The 13,497-nt window shown below is 39.3% G+C and carries 20 protein-coding genes; 13 read left to right on the top strand and 7 right to left on the bottom strand.

All coding sequences use genetic code 11. The features are described 5' to 3' along the window. Positions 1 to 78 precede the first annotated feature (78 nt). Positions 79 to 885, bottom strand: a complete 807-nt coding sequence (locus ACE1CI_RS03785) for a choice-of-anchor W domain-containing protein (protein ID WP_413266939.1) — start codon at positions 883 to 885, stop codon at positions 79 to 81. A gap of 263 nt (positions 886 to 1,148) precedes the next feature. Between ACE1CI_RS03785 and ACE1CI_RS03780 the strand changes: the two genes are divergently transcribed. Next, positions 1,149 to 2,354 carry a hypothetical protein gene (locus ACE1CI_RS03780; RefSeq protein ID WP_496615219.1) on the top strand — a complete coding sequence of 402 codons (1,206 nt, stop codon included), beginning with the start codon at positions 1,149 to 1,151 and terminating at the stop codon, positions 2,352 to 2,354. Positions 2,355 to 2,364: 10 nt separating this feature from the next. Continuing rightward, on the top strand, positions 2,365 to 2,598 hold the full coding sequence (locus ACE1CI_RS03775; protein WP_413266941.1) for a hypothetical protein: 234 nt from the start codon (positions 2,365 to 2,367) through the stop codon (positions 2,596 to 2,598). Between the two features lie 171 nt (positions 2,599 to 2,769). Here the strand turns inward: ACE1CI_RS03775 and ACE1CI_RS03770 are convergent, their stop codons facing one another. Next, positions 2,770 to 3,264 carry an ureidoglycolate lyase gene (locus ACE1CI_RS03770; RefSeq protein ID WP_413266942.1) on the bottom strand — a complete coding sequence of 165 codons (495 nt, stop codon included), beginning with the start codon at positions 3,262 to 3,264 and terminating at the stop codon, positions 2,770 to 2,772. A 115-nt stretch (positions 3,265 to 3,379) separates the two neighbouring features. Here ACE1CI_RS03770 and ACE1CI_RS03765 point away from each other — a divergent pair, with 115 nt between their 5' ends. Next, complete coding sequence (locus ACE1CI_RS03765; RefSeq protein ID WP_413266943.1) at positions 3,380 to 4,459, top strand: BMP family protein; 1,080 nt, start codon at positions 3,380 to 3,382, stop codon at positions 4,457 to 4,459. A 109-nt stretch (positions 4,460 to 4,568) separates the two neighbouring features. Then, positions 4,569 to 6,065 (top strand): ATP-binding cassette domain-containing protein, encoded by a 1,497-nt coding sequence (locus tag ACE1CI_RS03760; protein ID WP_496615218.1) that lies wholly within the window; start codon positions 4,569 to 4,571, stop codon positions 6,063 to 6,065. A gap of 104 nt (positions 6,066 to 6,169) precedes the next feature. Here ACE1CI_RS03760 and ACE1CI_RS03755 read toward each other — a convergent pair whose 3' ends face one another. Further along, a complete protein-coding gene (locus tag ACE1CI_RS03755; protein ID WP_413266945.1) occupies positions 6,170 to 6,877 on the bottom strand; it encodes a hypothetical protein in 708 nt (235 codons plus the stop codon). A gap of 100 nt (positions 6,878 to 6,977) precedes the next feature. Here ACE1CI_RS03755 and ACE1CI_RS03750 point away from each other — a divergent pair, with 100 nt between their 5' ends. Both ACE1CI_RS03750 and ACE1CI_RS03745 read left to right on the top strand, forming a co-directional pair. Beyond that, on the top strand, positions 6,978 to 8,054 hold the full coding sequence (locus tag ACE1CI_RS03750; RefSeq protein ID WP_413266946.1) for an ABC transporter permease: 1,077 nt from the start codon (positions 6,978 to 6,980) through the stop codon (positions 8,052 to 8,054). Between the two features lie 191 nt (positions 8,055 to 8,245). Then, positions 8,246 to 9,181 (top strand): ABC transporter permease, encoded by a 936-nt coding sequence (locus ACE1CI_RS03745; protein WP_413266947.1) that lies wholly within the window; start codon positions 8,246 to 8,248, stop codon positions 9,179 to 9,181. Positions 9,182 to 9,400: 219 nt separating this feature from the next. On the opposite strand, the gene ACE1CI_RS03740 is transcribed toward ACE1CI_RS03745, so the two are convergent. Together ACE1CI_RS03740 and ACE1CI_RS03735 are read right to left on the bottom strand one after the other, a co-directional pair. Then, positions 9,401 to 9,640: a type II toxin-antitoxin system HicA family toxin gene (locus tag ACE1CI_RS03740; protein WP_413266948.1), complete on the bottom strand. Its 240-nt coding sequence runs from the start codon at positions 9,638 to 9,640 to the stop codon at positions 9,401 to 9,403. Continuing rightward, complete coding sequence (locus tag ACE1CI_RS03735) at positions 9,640 to 9,864, bottom strand: type II toxin-antitoxin system HicB family antitoxin (protein WP_413267038.1); 225 nt, start codon at positions 9,862 to 9,864, stop codon at positions 9,640 to 9,642. Before ACE1CI_RS03735 ends, ACE1CI_RS03740 begins: the two co-directional genes overlap by 1 nt. Before the next feature lie 66 nt (positions 9,865 to 9,930). On the opposite strand from ACE1CI_RS03735, the gene ACE1CI_RS03730 reads away from it, so the two are divergent. The 7 genes from ACE1CI_RS03730 to ACE1CI_RS03700 all read left to right on the top strand — a co-directional run bounded on the left by ACE1CI_RS03730 (position 9,931) and on the right by ACE1CI_RS03700 (position 11,550). Next, a complete protein-coding gene (locus ACE1CI_RS03730) occupies positions 9,931 to 10,167 on the top strand; it encodes a CopG family ribbon-helix-helix protein (RefSeq protein WP_413266949.1) in 237 nt (78 codons plus the stop codon). A gap of 45 nt (positions 10,168 to 10,212) precedes the next feature. After that, positions 10,213 to 10,404, top strand: a complete 192-nt coding sequence (locus ACE1CI_RS03725; protein WP_413266950.1) for a type II toxin-antitoxin system HicA family toxin — start codon at positions 10,213 to 10,215, stop codon at positions 10,402 to 10,404. Beyond that, positions 10,404 to 10,622, top strand: a complete 219-nt coding sequence (locus ACE1CI_RS03720) for a type II toxin-antitoxin system HicB family antitoxin (protein WP_413266951.1) — start codon at positions 10,404 to 10,406, stop codon at positions 10,620 to 10,622. Before ACE1CI_RS03725 ends, ACE1CI_RS03720 begins: the two co-directional genes overlap by 1 nt. Positions 10,623 to 10,665: 43 nt before the next feature. Next, the gene (locus ACE1CI_RS03715) at positions 10,666 to 10,836 is read left to right on the top strand and encodes a hypothetical protein (protein WP_413266952.1); all 171 of its coding nucleotides are present in this window, start codon (positions 10,666 to 10,668) and stop codon (positions 10,834 to 10,836) included. A 72-nt stretch (positions 10,837 to 10,908) separates the two neighbouring features. Further along, positions 10,909 to 11,160 carry a hypothetical protein gene (locus ACE1CI_RS03710; RefSeq protein WP_413266953.1) on the top strand — a complete coding sequence of 84 codons (252 nt, stop codon included), beginning with the start codon at positions 10,909 to 10,911 and terminating at the stop codon, positions 11,158 to 11,160. Positions 11,161 to 11,177: 17 nt separating this feature from the next. Further along, positions 11,178 to 11,378, top strand: coding sequence for a hypothetical protein (locus ACE1CI_RS03705; protein ID WP_413266954.1), 201 nt, complete (start codon positions 11,178 to 11,180; stop codon positions 11,376 to 11,378). After that, positions 11,347 to 11,550, top strand: a complete 204-nt coding sequence (locus ACE1CI_RS03700; protein ID WP_496615596.1) for a type II toxin-antitoxin system RelE/ParE family toxin — start codon at positions 11,347 to 11,349, stop codon at positions 11,548 to 11,550. The genes ACE1CI_RS03705 and ACE1CI_RS03700 overlap by 32 nt, the downstream gene beginning before the upstream one ends. Before the next feature lie 77 nt (positions 11,551 to 11,627). On the opposite strand, the gene ACE1CI_RS03695 is transcribed toward ACE1CI_RS03700, so the two are convergent. Both ACE1CI_RS03695 and ACE1CI_RS03690 read right to left on the bottom strand, forming a co-directional pair. Continuing rightward, complete coding sequence (locus tag ACE1CI_RS03695) at positions 11,628 to 12,515, bottom strand: DNA adenine methylase (RefSeq protein WP_413266955.1); 888 nt, start codon at positions 12,513 to 12,515, stop codon at positions 11,628 to 11,630. 10 nt (positions 12,516 to 12,525) lie between these two features. Next, complete coding sequence (locus ACE1CI_RS03690; RefSeq protein ID WP_413266956.1) at positions 12,526 to 13,395, bottom strand: NotI family restriction endonuclease; 870 nt, start codon at positions 13,393 to 13,395, stop codon at positions 12,526 to 12,528. Positions 13,396 to 13,497: the final 102 nt, after the last annotated feature.

Raw genomic sequence — 13,497 nt, 5'->3', positions numbered from 1 at the left:
TTTTAAATTTGCATTGAGATTTGGATAGAGTTATTTTTACGGCGATCGTACCAGATTAACGGTATCCCATTTAACTTTTTAACTTGGTTGGCGGCGTTTAATTAATGAACCGACACCAAAAGCACCAAAAGCTAATAGAGTTAGTACTGAGGTAGGTTCAGGAATCGAACGTTGTCCCCCAAAATCGTAACCTTGAATTTGAAAAGAAACGCGAGAACGAGCTTTAATTTCATTGGGATTAATATTTAGCCAACTCATCTTCACTGTGCCAGTTAAAGATGTAATTGCTTCGGGACTAGAAAAGAATTTTTTACTCAAACTTTGAGCTTCTGTTGCTTGTCCAACGGAACTACTGAAAACACTATTTGGTATTCCTGATGTATCAGTTGCATCTTGACCGTTAAGGGTTTTAATTATTAAATCGATTTGGGTTCCCTCTGCTACTCTTTGCGTTCCCAAAACTGGAGCATTGTAGCTTCTGGTATCAACATTTGTCAGTAAAGAAAAACCATTAAAAATGTTAGGTGAAGGGTTCAACAAAGAATACAAAATCTGTTCACCAGCGAGAGTAAATTTAGCAGTTTGACCATCCCAATTAAATGACCAATCTACTATTTCGCCATTGTTCCAATCTCGGTAAATTTGTCCAGTATTGTTTGCTTGGGCTCCGTTTGGACCGATCGCAAATTCATAATCTTCTCCAAAAGGTGCGCCTGCACGACCTTCCACTTTCCACCCTAAATTTGTCCAACCGCTGGGTGCTGGTGCGTAGGGTTCGTCTTGCACTAATGTTAACCCAACGGCGAATGCAGGAATTGCTAGTCCCAGACTACCTGCGGTAACGCCAAGTGCTGCCGATATAGCTAGCAAACTTGCCTTACTCATACCTTGGTTCCTTACGGTTGTTTTTACCGTGCTAGAGAAATTCAGTATTACTACACAAGCTTAACCTTAGATTCATGAATTCTTCATCAGAACTTCACATTAAAAACTAGTTTTAGCTAAAATTTACGAAACAGTGCTGACTTCTTAGGTGTTCAAACAATCTCAGCTTAAACCATGATTGCCACGCCAGAACAATCAAATAAAGAACTAAAATAAGATTTGATGCTATAAACAATTATTAAAAATCATTGGAGTATTTACGAGTGAAAATCGGAGTATTTTTAAGCGATTTAGGCAAAACAGCAGTTTATTATCCGAGATTAGCAAAAGTAACTGGTAGCGTGACATCTTGTATATTTTTTTGTCAGCTTTTGCAATGGCGATCGCGATCGAGTAATACCTATGATTGGTTCAGAATTAGCATCCAAGAAATAGAACAAGAAACAGGGTTAAATCGCAGAGAACAGGAATTAGCACGAAAAGAATTAATTGAGCGAAATTTGCTGAAAGAAAGATTAGTTGAACAGCAAAGTAACGCTTTAGAATTTTGGCTAAATTTAGAAGCTTTAGAAGAAAAGTTACATGAACTATTACATGAGTTAAGGAGTAATACTGTTGACGAAAGTGTTAGCAATAATTTGGAAGTAATTCAACCAAATCCGGTGAATAAAACCGAGCAAAATGTACCCTGGCATCGTCCACCAATTGCCGTAAAAGTTACACCTAATTATCAATTTAATGGCCCTTGGAAAAGTCCTGAACAATTTGCCGAGTTTCAAAAACTTTTGTTAGAATATGCCAAAGAAAAAGGCTTTTACAATCCGGCGGATTGGGTATTTAAAATAATAGATGGCATAACTAAAGGTATAGTTTCACCTTTTTGGGATGAATTTGTGCAGGGAATTCCGTTAGGAGAAAGTCAAAAAGTTAAGCGAGATTGGGAAATTGAACCAGGAATAGCTTATCCTGCTTTTGAAGAGGAACGCATCCAATATTATGTTCAAAAAGGCGAACCTTTAGAAGTTGCTGTATCGAAAGCGCGATCGGATTTGCGAAATCCGGTTTTAGGTAAGGATTTGTGGGAGGGTTTTTTGCGGAAGTGCGATCGCATTGCCGACGAAGCAATTAAAGCCAAAAAATCGGGAATAAAAACCCCTTATTTACCCCCATCTTTTACAGATAAACCTGCTATTACTAAAGAAAGTGTCATGCAAAAACTGACAGCAGTATCACCCCAATTCTCCCTAGAATCCTCCAGTTACCGAAGTCTCGCACAAATGAATGATAACGAGCAACAACCTCCCCAAAAAAAACCGGATTCAGCTAGCGATGTGCCTAATCTTGATACTCTAAAAGCAGTTTACAAAACTCCAATTGGTAAAAAATTAGTGGAAAAGCAAATTACGGAACACCCGGAATGGGAATATGCAATTGTTGATGATGAATTAGTAGACTTAACTCCTTTTTAGAGGTTTAAAAATGAAACGAATTAACCAAATTGATGCCTTTGATTTAGGACGATCGCCACTTTCAGACGAGGAAAGACAAAAGTTGCGTCGAGAAAGACTGCAAAAGCAGAAAGAAGAGGGATATCAACTGCTAGCAGAACTTTGTTATTTAGGTGAATATGATGCAGCGAAAAGGATCGCCAATCAAAATCAGAATTGGGGTTATGAAATTGTTTACGGGGAAGTGATGGATAAGGAACATTAGTTTAATAAAAAAATTCCAGTAATTCCCAAAAATCTAACTCTTTATTGTCTAACCAAAATTTGGCATCATCGCTTAATTTCAGATTCGTAGGGTGCGTTAGTGCTAACGTAACGCACCATCTCTCGGAAATTTTAAAACGCAAATTTGCTGCTAACATAACGCACCATCCCACTAAACAAACTCAAATTCTAATTGATGACTTTGGTAAAAGTTATGAGTGAAATGATCGATTATATTGGTATCAGCAAGTTCTAAACTATAAAAATCTACAAATTCATGATCAAAAAATGGCCCTGCGTGCCAAGTTCCTACTTCTAATTTAATAAAACAATTTCCGGGAATGCGAAAAGCGGCAATTTGTTCGATCGCAGGTTCATCAATGTTATTATTAGGAGGAGCTACCGCCATTAACCAATCTTTTCCTGCTAAAGAACCAAGACATTGAGTGCATTGAACATGACGAGTAATTTTATGAAATTTGCGTCCTCTGTGAGTTAAGTGCATAATATAAAATCGAGGAATGCCATTTTGTAAATTTAACTGTGCGTCCTCAGCATCAAAACCTTTGCCATCTTGACTGGGAAAAATCACCTGTCCAAAAGGGCGAAAATTGTCTACAGTAATTAATTGTGCAGGGAGTTGTTTTAATAGTAGTGATTGACTCATTGTTTTAGCTTAAGAGATGATATTGTTAATGTATCTCAGAATACGGTCTGATTTTGCACAAAGATTTACCTGTATAACTAATTTAGTCTCAGTTGGTAAATAAGGCGATCGCAATATGACTCAAAAACTTCCCAGACGGCAATTTATTTATTACGCTTTTGCTGCTTTTGGCAGTAGTTTACTCCTAAAAGCTTGTGCTAACAGTCCCAATTCTACTCCACCAACAGCAGGAAATACAACCAGCAACACCACCGCTGTTACTGATGCGAAAAAGTTCAAAATAGCGATGGTTTTGCCAGGAATTACTACTGATAAAGCGTGGAATCAAGCTGGTTTTGAAGGGTTGAATACTGCGAAAAATAAACTAGGAGTAGAAACTGCTTTTGTGGAAAAAGTAGCACAAGCAGATCAAACAGAAGCTTTATCAGATTTTGCCAGACGTGGGTACAATTTAGTATTTGCTCATGGCGGACAATTTGATGCAGCAATTCAACAAGTAGCACCTCTATTTCCCAAAACATTTTTTGTCGGTGTAAATGGTGCAGTAAAAGGTGCAAATATGGCATCTTTGAGAATCGATCATTTACAAGCAAGTTATATTTGCGGCATCATTGCTGCTAATATGACAAAATCAAACAAACTTGCATATTTAGCAGCACAATCTTTTCAAGCAACCGATGAAGAATTGCGAGGATTTCAGCTAGGTGCTAAATCAGTTAAACCGAATATTCAAATAACACCAAGTTACACAGGTGATTGGAATGATGCAGCGAAAGCAAAAGAAGCTTCTTTAGCGTTAATTTCATCAGGAGTTGATGTAATTTATCAGTGGTTAGATAATGCTTCTCCAGCGGTTTTACAAACAGCAGCAGAAAAAGGAATTTATAGTTTCGGAAATACAACAGATCAATTAAATGTAGCACCAAAAGCAGTATTAACCAGTGCTGTAAAAAGAATTGATTTAGCCATTGCTTATCTAGCTGATTTAGCAACAAAGAATAATCTCAAAGGTGAAATTTATACAATTGGTTTAGAAAGACCAGAAATTCTTTATATTGGCAAATTTGGCGAGATGGTTCCCCAAGACTTACAACAAAAAGCATTGCAAACAAAACAAGCAATTTTAGCCAAAAAAGTAATGTTTGAACCTTGTCAAGAAAACGGTAAAAGTACTCGCTGCGTAAAGCAAGCATAGTTTTAGGTACGTTGTTGCGCTGTCTTCGCTCTTATTACCACTCTCGATAAGAGCGCTGAAGCGCAACAACATACCTCTTCTTCTCTGGAGCGTCTGTAACGGTTTAATAATGACATACTTAAGACTGGAAAATATCACTAAAAGCTTTGGCAATTTCCTAGCTAATGACAATATTAACCTAACGGTTAATCGAGGTAGTATTCATGCTTTATTAGGGGAGAATGGCGCTGGTAAAACCACTTTAATGAATATCCTTTGCGGACTTTACCAACCAGATTCAGGAAAAATTTATATAGAAAATAAACCTGTGCAAATTTCCTCACCTGCAATGGCAATTCAGCAGGGAATTGGGATGATTCACCAACATTTTATGTTAGTACCGCAACTAACTGTCACGGAAAATATTATTCTCGGAACTAAGTTAGATTTACGGTTGAATTTATCAGAGAAAAGTCAGGAAATTTCCCAATTAGCTAAATCTTTTAATTTAGATGTTAATCCATTGGCGAAAGTGGGAGATTTACCTGTAGGGATACAGCAAAGAGTAGAAATTTTAAAAGCACTTTATCGCCAAGCAAAGTTATTAATTTTAGATGAACCAACGGCGGTATTAACGCCACCAGAGGTAAAAAATTTAGCGAAAATTTTACGGCAATTAGCCGATCGCGATCGCACCATCATCTTCATTAGCCACAAATTAGAAGAAGTGATGAACCTCTGCAACACAGTAACAGTTTTGCAACGAGGAAAAGTAGTAGCAAATTTAAACATTAAAGAGACAAATTCCCAAGAATTAGCCAGATTAATGGTAGGGAGAGAGGTATTATTTCAATTAGATAAACCTCCTCACACTTCTGGAGATGTAGTGTTGGAAGTGCAAAGTTTACAGGTGCGAGATGAGAGAGATTTACCTGTAGTAAAAGACGTATCTTTTCAATTGCGTTCTGGGGAGATTTTAGGAATAGCGGGAGTAGATGGAAATGGACAAAGAGAATTAGCAGATGCGATATACCTGCGGTACGCTGACGCGAACGCCAATTTACGCCAAATTTCCGCCGGAAAAATTAGCAGCAAACCCACAAATAAAAGCATCGCTTACATTCCCGAAGATCGGCAAAAAATGGGTTTAGTAATGGGGTTTAGCATTGCCAAAAACTTGATTCTCAAAACCTTTAAATTTCTCCCGTTTTGTCGTCGTTGGTTACTACAATATGGGGTAATTAATCGTCATGCTACTGAAGCAATAGAAAACTTTGATATTCGCGCCGAAAATCCCGGAATTAAAGTTAGCCAACTCTCTGGAGGAAATCAACAAAAAGTAGTTTTGGCGCGGGAACTTTCGGGAAATCCCGATCTAATTATTGCCATGCAACCTACCAGAGGATTAGATGTAGGTGCGACAGAATATGTGCAGCAAAAATTGTTAGCTCAAAGGGAAAGAGGCGCAGCAATTTTGTATATTTCTACAGAATTGGAAGAAGTGATGGCGATGAGCGATCGGATTGCGGTAATGTATGAAGGTAAATTCGTTGATATCCTAGACGCAACTACCGCTACTGTCGAACAAATTGGTTATTTAATGACTGGCGGTAAGATTTCAGCTTGATATATTGGCAACTTTATCGTTAACCGAGCAGTATTGAAACCACTCTTCTCTTCCCTCTGTGCTCTTTGCAGGCGGAGTGGTTCAAAAATTTTATTATTGGCAAATCATTGAGTATTTTGTCTCGGTGGATTTGAACCTTCCGAACCATCACTTGTATTTCTCCATTCCACAGAAATTACTTTAGGATTACCCCTAACTCTTTGATTCACACTTCCTTCAAAATTAGCTTGTCCTCCAGGTGGAATAGTACCAGGAATTTCCCGCGAAGCTGTTTCAATCACCCGTTCTTCAGCTGGTTCTCCATCGGGTGTAGTATTGCGAACAATAGCAAAATTAACTTTAACATTTGTCACCGGATTATTAGTATTATTTACCACTACACCCCGCACAGTTCTACCTCGAAATACAGCAGTAATTTCATTAACAGCAACCTCGCCTGTAACTGCGGAAGTTGTAGCTGTTGCTGCTGGTGTTGTTGGGGTGAGAGTAGGAGTAGTTTGGGGTGTAGCTGCTGGAGTATTTGTAGCAGTAGCAGTACAATATGCAGGAGGCCAATTTTGTTGAATTCTCGCTCTTGAATTAGCTAAACTTTGGATTTGGCGGCGATAACTATTTAGTTCGCTTTCCATTTGTGGTACTCTCGCTCTCATGCGATTTAAAATGTTAATCGCTTTTCGCCATTGTTGAGTGCAGATTGCTTGTTTTAGTTCGGCATTTAGTTCGGCATTGATGTCAGTTTGAGATAAACTTGGAGTTGGTAATAATCCCAGGATCGTGATTGTGGCGACGCTAGCTAAAAATTTCAGTTTCATAGTATTCATTTTCCAGTAACTAGCATTAGTGATTGGGAAAATACATATTGTAGATTAAATTAAATCTAAAATCGAAAGTTGCCCATTCCCACAGTTAACGATGACAAAAAAACAGCCAATTTTACCGATTCTGCTACCAATTTTATCTCCAATTGTGGCGATCGCATCCGCCTTACTCGTGGGTGCCATATTAATCGCCTTGAGTGGAAATAATCCTGTCACCGCTTATACAGTCCTCTTCAACGAATCCCTGACAAACTATTATGGTTTTGGCAGCACTTTGACAAAAACTGCACCTTTATTATTAGCAGGTTTAGGAGTGCTAGTAGCCTTAAAAGCAGGACAATTTAACATTGGTGCAGAAGGGCAAATTTACATGGGTGGGCTCGGTAGCACCTTAGTTGGGTTATATTTACCTGGATTACCTGCGTGGATTCACCTACCCTTGGCATTATTGGGCGGATTTTTGTTTGGGGGAATTTGGGGCGCAATTCCCGGATATTTAAAAGCTGTACGTGGTGTAAATGAAGTAATTACTACTTTGTTGCTCAACTATGTCGCCTTGAACTTAGTAGGATACTTGGTACAACAGCCTTTAATTGAACCTGGTGCGCCTAGTCCGTATTCTCCCTTACTTGCAAAAACATCATGGTTGCCGATTATACTACTGCAAACTCAAGCCCACGCCGGAATTTTAGTTGGGTTAATAGCGGCGGTAATTTTGTGGGTGGTGTTGGCGCGATCGCCTTTAGGATACCAAATCGCAGCCGTAGGAATGAACCCCACAGCAGCACGATATGCGGGAATGTCGGTAAAACGCACAATCATGCTGGTAATGGCGTTGTCGGGAGGTTTGGCGGGGTTAGCGGGTTCCTCGGAGGTGTTGGGGTTGAGACATCGCTTGTTCGATCAATTTTCGCCTGGATATGGGTATGATGCGATCGCGATCGCCTTTTTGAGTCGCGGAAACATTGCCGGAGTTGTGGCAACTTCCCTATTTTTTGGCGCACTTCGCAGCGGCGCAAATGTCATGCAACGCAGTGCAAATGTTCCGGTGACAGTGGTTTATGCAATTCAAGGTTTAACTGTGTTATTTATTGCCATTAGTTTTGCTTTGGAAAGAAGGTTTAAGTTTCAAGGAATTTTTAAACCGCAGATGAACACAGATGAGGTTTAGGATTATGAATTATCGATTTTTATTGAACCACGAAGACACGATAGCGAAGCGAAACGCGATAGCGTTTTAGAACACGAAGGAAGAAGAAGGAAGAAAAAGAAGAGAATAAAGATGGTAATCCGCAGATTTAGTATTACCTCTTCTTTCCTTCGCGTTCTTTGCGTCTTCGCGGTTCAATTTCCTTTAATTTTATGGACAATCTCAACTTTTTCACCGACTACTTAATTGCCAGTTTACGCCTTGCAGTTCCCCTAGCATTCGCCGCTTTAGGAGGACTTTTTTCGGAACGTTCAGGAGTAATTAATATTGCGCTGGAAGGAATGTTATTATCTGGCGCATTTGCTAGTGCCGTTGGAGCATTTTTTACAGGCAATGTTTGGGTAGGGTTACTGTTAGCGATCGCAGTTGGCGCAATAGTCGGACTTTTACACGCTTACCTTTGCGTTAGCTTAAGAGTCGATCAGTTAGTATCAGGATTAGCAATTAATCTCACTGCTGTTGGCTTAACTTCCTTTTGGGCAAGAATCCTATTTAATAGTGGACAAGCGCAGAAACTTCCCGGAATAAACGCGATCGCTATTCCCGGATTAAAAAATATCCCCATTATCGGTTCTCTGCTATTTAATCAAGACCCCTTAATTTACCTCTTATTCCTCTTAGTTCCCCTCACCACATACTTAATATTTCGCACTAGTTTAGGTTTATCTTTGCGAGCGGTTGGAGAATATCCACGCGCCGCCGATACTGCGGGAGTTTCTGTTAATTTAGTGCGTTATATAGCTGTGATAATTAGTGGTTGTCTTGCCAGTTTAGGCGGAGCATATTTAACTTTAGTTCATGTAAATTTTTTCGTAGAAGGCATGAGTGCTGGTAAAGGTTTCATCGCCTTAGCTGCTTTAATTTTCGGCAGATGGCATCCTGTAAGTACTGCCTTAGCTTGTTTATTATTTGGTGCTACTGAAGCTTTGCAATTACGAATTCAAGCCTTTAATTTGAATATTCCTTATCAATTTTTGATGATGTTACCTTATATAATTGCTCTGTTAGCTTTAGTAGGATTAGCCGGAAAATCTACCCCTCCCGCCGCACTCGGTAATCCTTATATTCCCGAAAGTCGCGATAGTTGAACTAACAAAAAACCCCACTCGTTCGCGGGGTAAAGTTGTTGTTTGTTGTAGTTTCTCAGAGAGGATAGAGTAAAAAATATTTAATTTCTCTATATGACTTTAGTTTCTCACTCTAACCTAAGTTATTACTTCCCCCATCCGTTTCACCCAACAGGGTGATATTGGCAAGAAGCGATCTCCCCTAAGCCACAACTATACTAGCCACAACTAGACTACATTTTAACTTTGCTCATACGCCGTTAAAAATTCTTCTCGCGATATCCCTGATTGGGTACAAATAGATCTAAGTGTTGAGCCTTTAATTTGTGAGTGATTTGGCATAGTTAATGGAGTGCTTGTTCCATCAGGATTTTGTCGCACCATCACTATATGTTCCCGTTCTCTAAGAATCACAAAACCGAGTAATTCCAATGCCCGAATAACTTTAGCTTTCGGAACATCTACAGGAAATTTTGTCATTAAATAGCTACCTCTGTTTCCGCAACAAAAGCCTCGATAACGGGAGATTCTTCTACAAATACGGAGTTGCCAAAAGTCTCGATATGACAGCGGATAGCAGATTTAACATCAGCTAAGGCTTCTTCGTAGCTGTCGCCTTGTCCAACTACAACGCCTTTGATGCCAAGGGGATAGGCGATGTAGCCATCCTCATGTTTTTCGACAATTATTTTGATTTGTTTCATCACTAACACTCCAAATCCAAAACCGCAGCAATTAAAATAATAATATTCCTACTTTTGGGGTTGACTGTGAGCCAAGAAATCATCACTTTTAGCCTGGATACTGAGAAGATAAAAGCACTTGATGAAATTGCATCAGTGTTCGATCGCACTCGCTCTGACCTACTCAAAGAAGCGATCGACTCTTACCTGCAAGTATACCAGTGGCAGCTAGATCATATAAAAGAAGGATTGCGACAGGCAGATGCGGGAGAGTTCGCCAGCGACGAAGAAGTAGCAGCTGCTTTTGCCAGGTGGCGTGAATGAAAATCGTCTAGCGAAAAAAGATTATCTATTTTTGGGGCAACTTTGATGAAGGTTCGTGAGGTGATAGAAAGATTAGAAGCTGATGGATGGTATTTAGCTAGAACAAAAGGAAGTCACCGCCAATTCAAGCATCCAATTAAATTAGGAACAGTTACCGTTCCAGGTAAACTTTCTAAAGATTTAGCTATTGGGACACTTATGAGTATTTGGAAACAAGCGCAATTGGAGAATGAATAATGCGTTACGCTGTGGTAATTGAAAAAGCAAAAGGTAATTATTCCGCTTATGTTCCCGATTTACCTGGCTGCGTAAGTGTTGGGGATACGATAGAAGAAGTTAAACAAAACATTCAAGAAGCGATCACGTTTCATTTAGAAGCAATACAAGAAGATGGTTTACCTATTCCTCAACCAACTACTGAATGCGAATATGTGGAAGTAGCAGCAGTAGAATAATTGATAATTTGGTATAGTGTGTAAATAATAATTAGTAATTGCGATGGTGTCTATTTATTTAGATGTATGTTGCCTAAATCGCCCTTTTGATGACTGGATGCAGGAACGGATTAGGTTAGAAGGTGACTGTATTTTAAGCATTATTGAGCGAGTTCGTGCTGGACAATGGCAACTAATGGGAAGTGAAGCGATCGCAGTGGAACTGGAAAAATGAGGAATCTGGAGAAAAAAGCAAGCATTATCAAACTATTAGAGTTGGCAACCTTGACACAGGAAATAGATGAAAATGTTGATCTGCGATTCCCTACGGGACGCTACGCGAACACAACAATTAGAAAGTTTAGGCTTTGGGCTTTACGATTCTTTTCATCTCGCTTGTGCCGAAGCTGCTAAGGCGGATATATTTCTTTCTACGGACGTTCGCGTAGCGTCTCCGAAGGAGAATCGCCTCCTCAAGAATGCACGCAGATATGAAAATCAGTTACAAGTAGCTGTAAACAATCCTGTGATTTGGCTAATTAATACTTTGCAGTCTTAATTTAAAAGGAGTAATCAATGATGACACCACTAGAGTTAAGAGAAAAAGGTTATCAGATTTTGGTCAATAATTTGGGACAATCCGATGCGATTCGCTTTTTGCAACAAATGGGATGGGGACAAGGTGACTATACCCAAGAACGGGGCGAAATTTTGGATTCTGTAACGCGGGAAGAATTTTGGCAGGATTTACAGAGAATTAGAAAGGGGAATCATTGACATAGAAACGCGATTTCTTTATCCTGAAATTGGAAGACCTGGGAGAATTCCTGGCACAAAAGAATTGGTTGTTACCCGCACACCATTTATTTTGCCGTATCGAGTTCAAGGAGAACAGATTGAAATTTTAGCTGTTATTCATGCCGCAAGACAATGGCCTGAAAGTTTTTGAAACTCGGTTTTTCATCATACAGAAAACTGCTCAAACTCGCACTTCCCCACTCAACGAAGCGATCGCACTTCCCCATCCTACCCCAAACCTCTACACCAATCCAAATTTCGCCCAATTAATAATTCTGTCATCTTCGCATGATGGGTATTTTTCATCGCCACAGCCTGTGTATCAAATCCATTTTTTTGTGCCAGTTCTAGCACCTCTTTTGTATTGTCATAAGTCATCAGGAAATCAGATGCGATCGCACTAACAACCCCAAACAGTTCTTCATGGTCAATCTCAGAATAATTATACAGCCGACTTCCCGCCTTTTTTCCTGCTGCTGTATATGGCGGATCGATAAAAAATACTGTGTCATTACGATGAGAATTTGCCTGTAAAATTTCCATTCCGTCGGCTTCAATAAAAGTAATGCGATCGCGCCTTTCCCTAATTTCCTTTATCCGCTTTTTCAGCGTCTCAGGATACCAACGAGATTTCAATCCTTTGCCATTTTCACCACTTTTCAACCTCCCAGCACCCACCGCCAAAATTCCACCGCGATTAACTCGGTTTTTCAAAATAGTTTTAAATGCTTTTTCTTCAATTAAAATAGGACTTTTAGCTAGCACTTCATTTACAGATTCCAAAGATAAATCGAAATTAACAATTTGATTAGCTAACCATTCATAATCACCGTTTAAGATGGTCTGCCAAACTGCCGCAACTTCATCATCTATTTCCACCATTGTTACCTGATTTGCCAAATCTTCAAAAGCCACAGTAAGACTGACAATACCACCACCAGCGAAAGGTTCAATAAACTCAAATGGTTGCTTTTTTAAACTACCTAACCATTGCCTAATTCGAGGGATTAACCATGTTTTTCCGCCTGGATATCGAAAAGGACTACGTAGGGGAACTGAAGCAACATTCGTAATTTGATTGAGGTAGTTATTTTCAAAGACTGATAGTTCTTGCATTTAAAATTTATCACATAAGATCTAATAATGTGGGAGCGTCGGGAGGATTATCTAATCTTTCATCTAGTTTTGATTGTAGATGTCCGATAAAATCCTCGATCGCACCAGCTTCAGGAATGGTAATTTTTTCCAGCGCCGCTTGGAATAAAGTATAAACTGTACGATAGCGATATAACTGATAGCAATTTGTCTCAGGATTGTGTTTCAGATCGTAAATTAACCATGCAATATCAGCTTCGTTCTGGTCAACTTCTGGTAAAGTAGGCAACCTATTAAAAAAGCTTTTATGCAAAGCGACAGCTTGCTTTTTATTCCAGTTTTTCAATATTCCACCTTTATAAATTAACTGCGGTGCTAATCGCTTGCGCGAAGAAGATAGATAATCAGGACGGGGATAATTTCTTTGTCCTGTCCAATCCATATTCGATCGATTTATTGGGTCTTCCATATAATACTCGAATGGCTGACGCACGTTCCCAGAAATGTAGACTGCTTGGATTTCTAAAGCCCCAAAATCGATAATGCAACCTTGATTATCATAAGCAACTAAAACCACATCAATATTGCCAGCAGACAATCCATCTTTATCATTAAGACGAATTTCTGTGAGGGAAGTCCAATTTGTATTTTCCGGGAAAAAGAAAGCAGCTGCATCTTCTGCAATCAACCAATCCTGACGAAAGCGAATCGGACAAGTAATGGCAATTTCATTTCCCTCAAATACACTACAAACTCCTAAAGGATCGTTAGCTTTATCTTTAGTGCAAGAAGGAACTTTATTATTGTAAGGACAGAGGCGATTTCGGCGATAACGTTCTGCTTCTGGTAACAGGTTATCTAGCGGAAATCCAAATACCTCTGCTAGAGGTTGTTTTGCCATAAAAATTTATTCTCCTACAATCGCTAGAGCATTCACCTTGACAACAGTCCCCATTTCTGATAAAAATAAAAGTTTGTGGAAACTTTAGCAATTTTAATAAAC

It is taken from the genome of Floridaenema flaviceps BLCC-F50 (assembly GCF_041929275.2).
In the GTDB taxonomy this organism is placed as follows: domain Bacteria; phylum Cyanobacteriota; class Cyanobacteriia; order Cyanobacteriales; family Aerosakkonemataceae; genus Floridanema; species Floridanema flaviceps.
The sequence above is the reverse complement of the archived record's forward strand: the minus strand, read 5'-3'. Positions and strand labels throughout refer to the sequence as shown.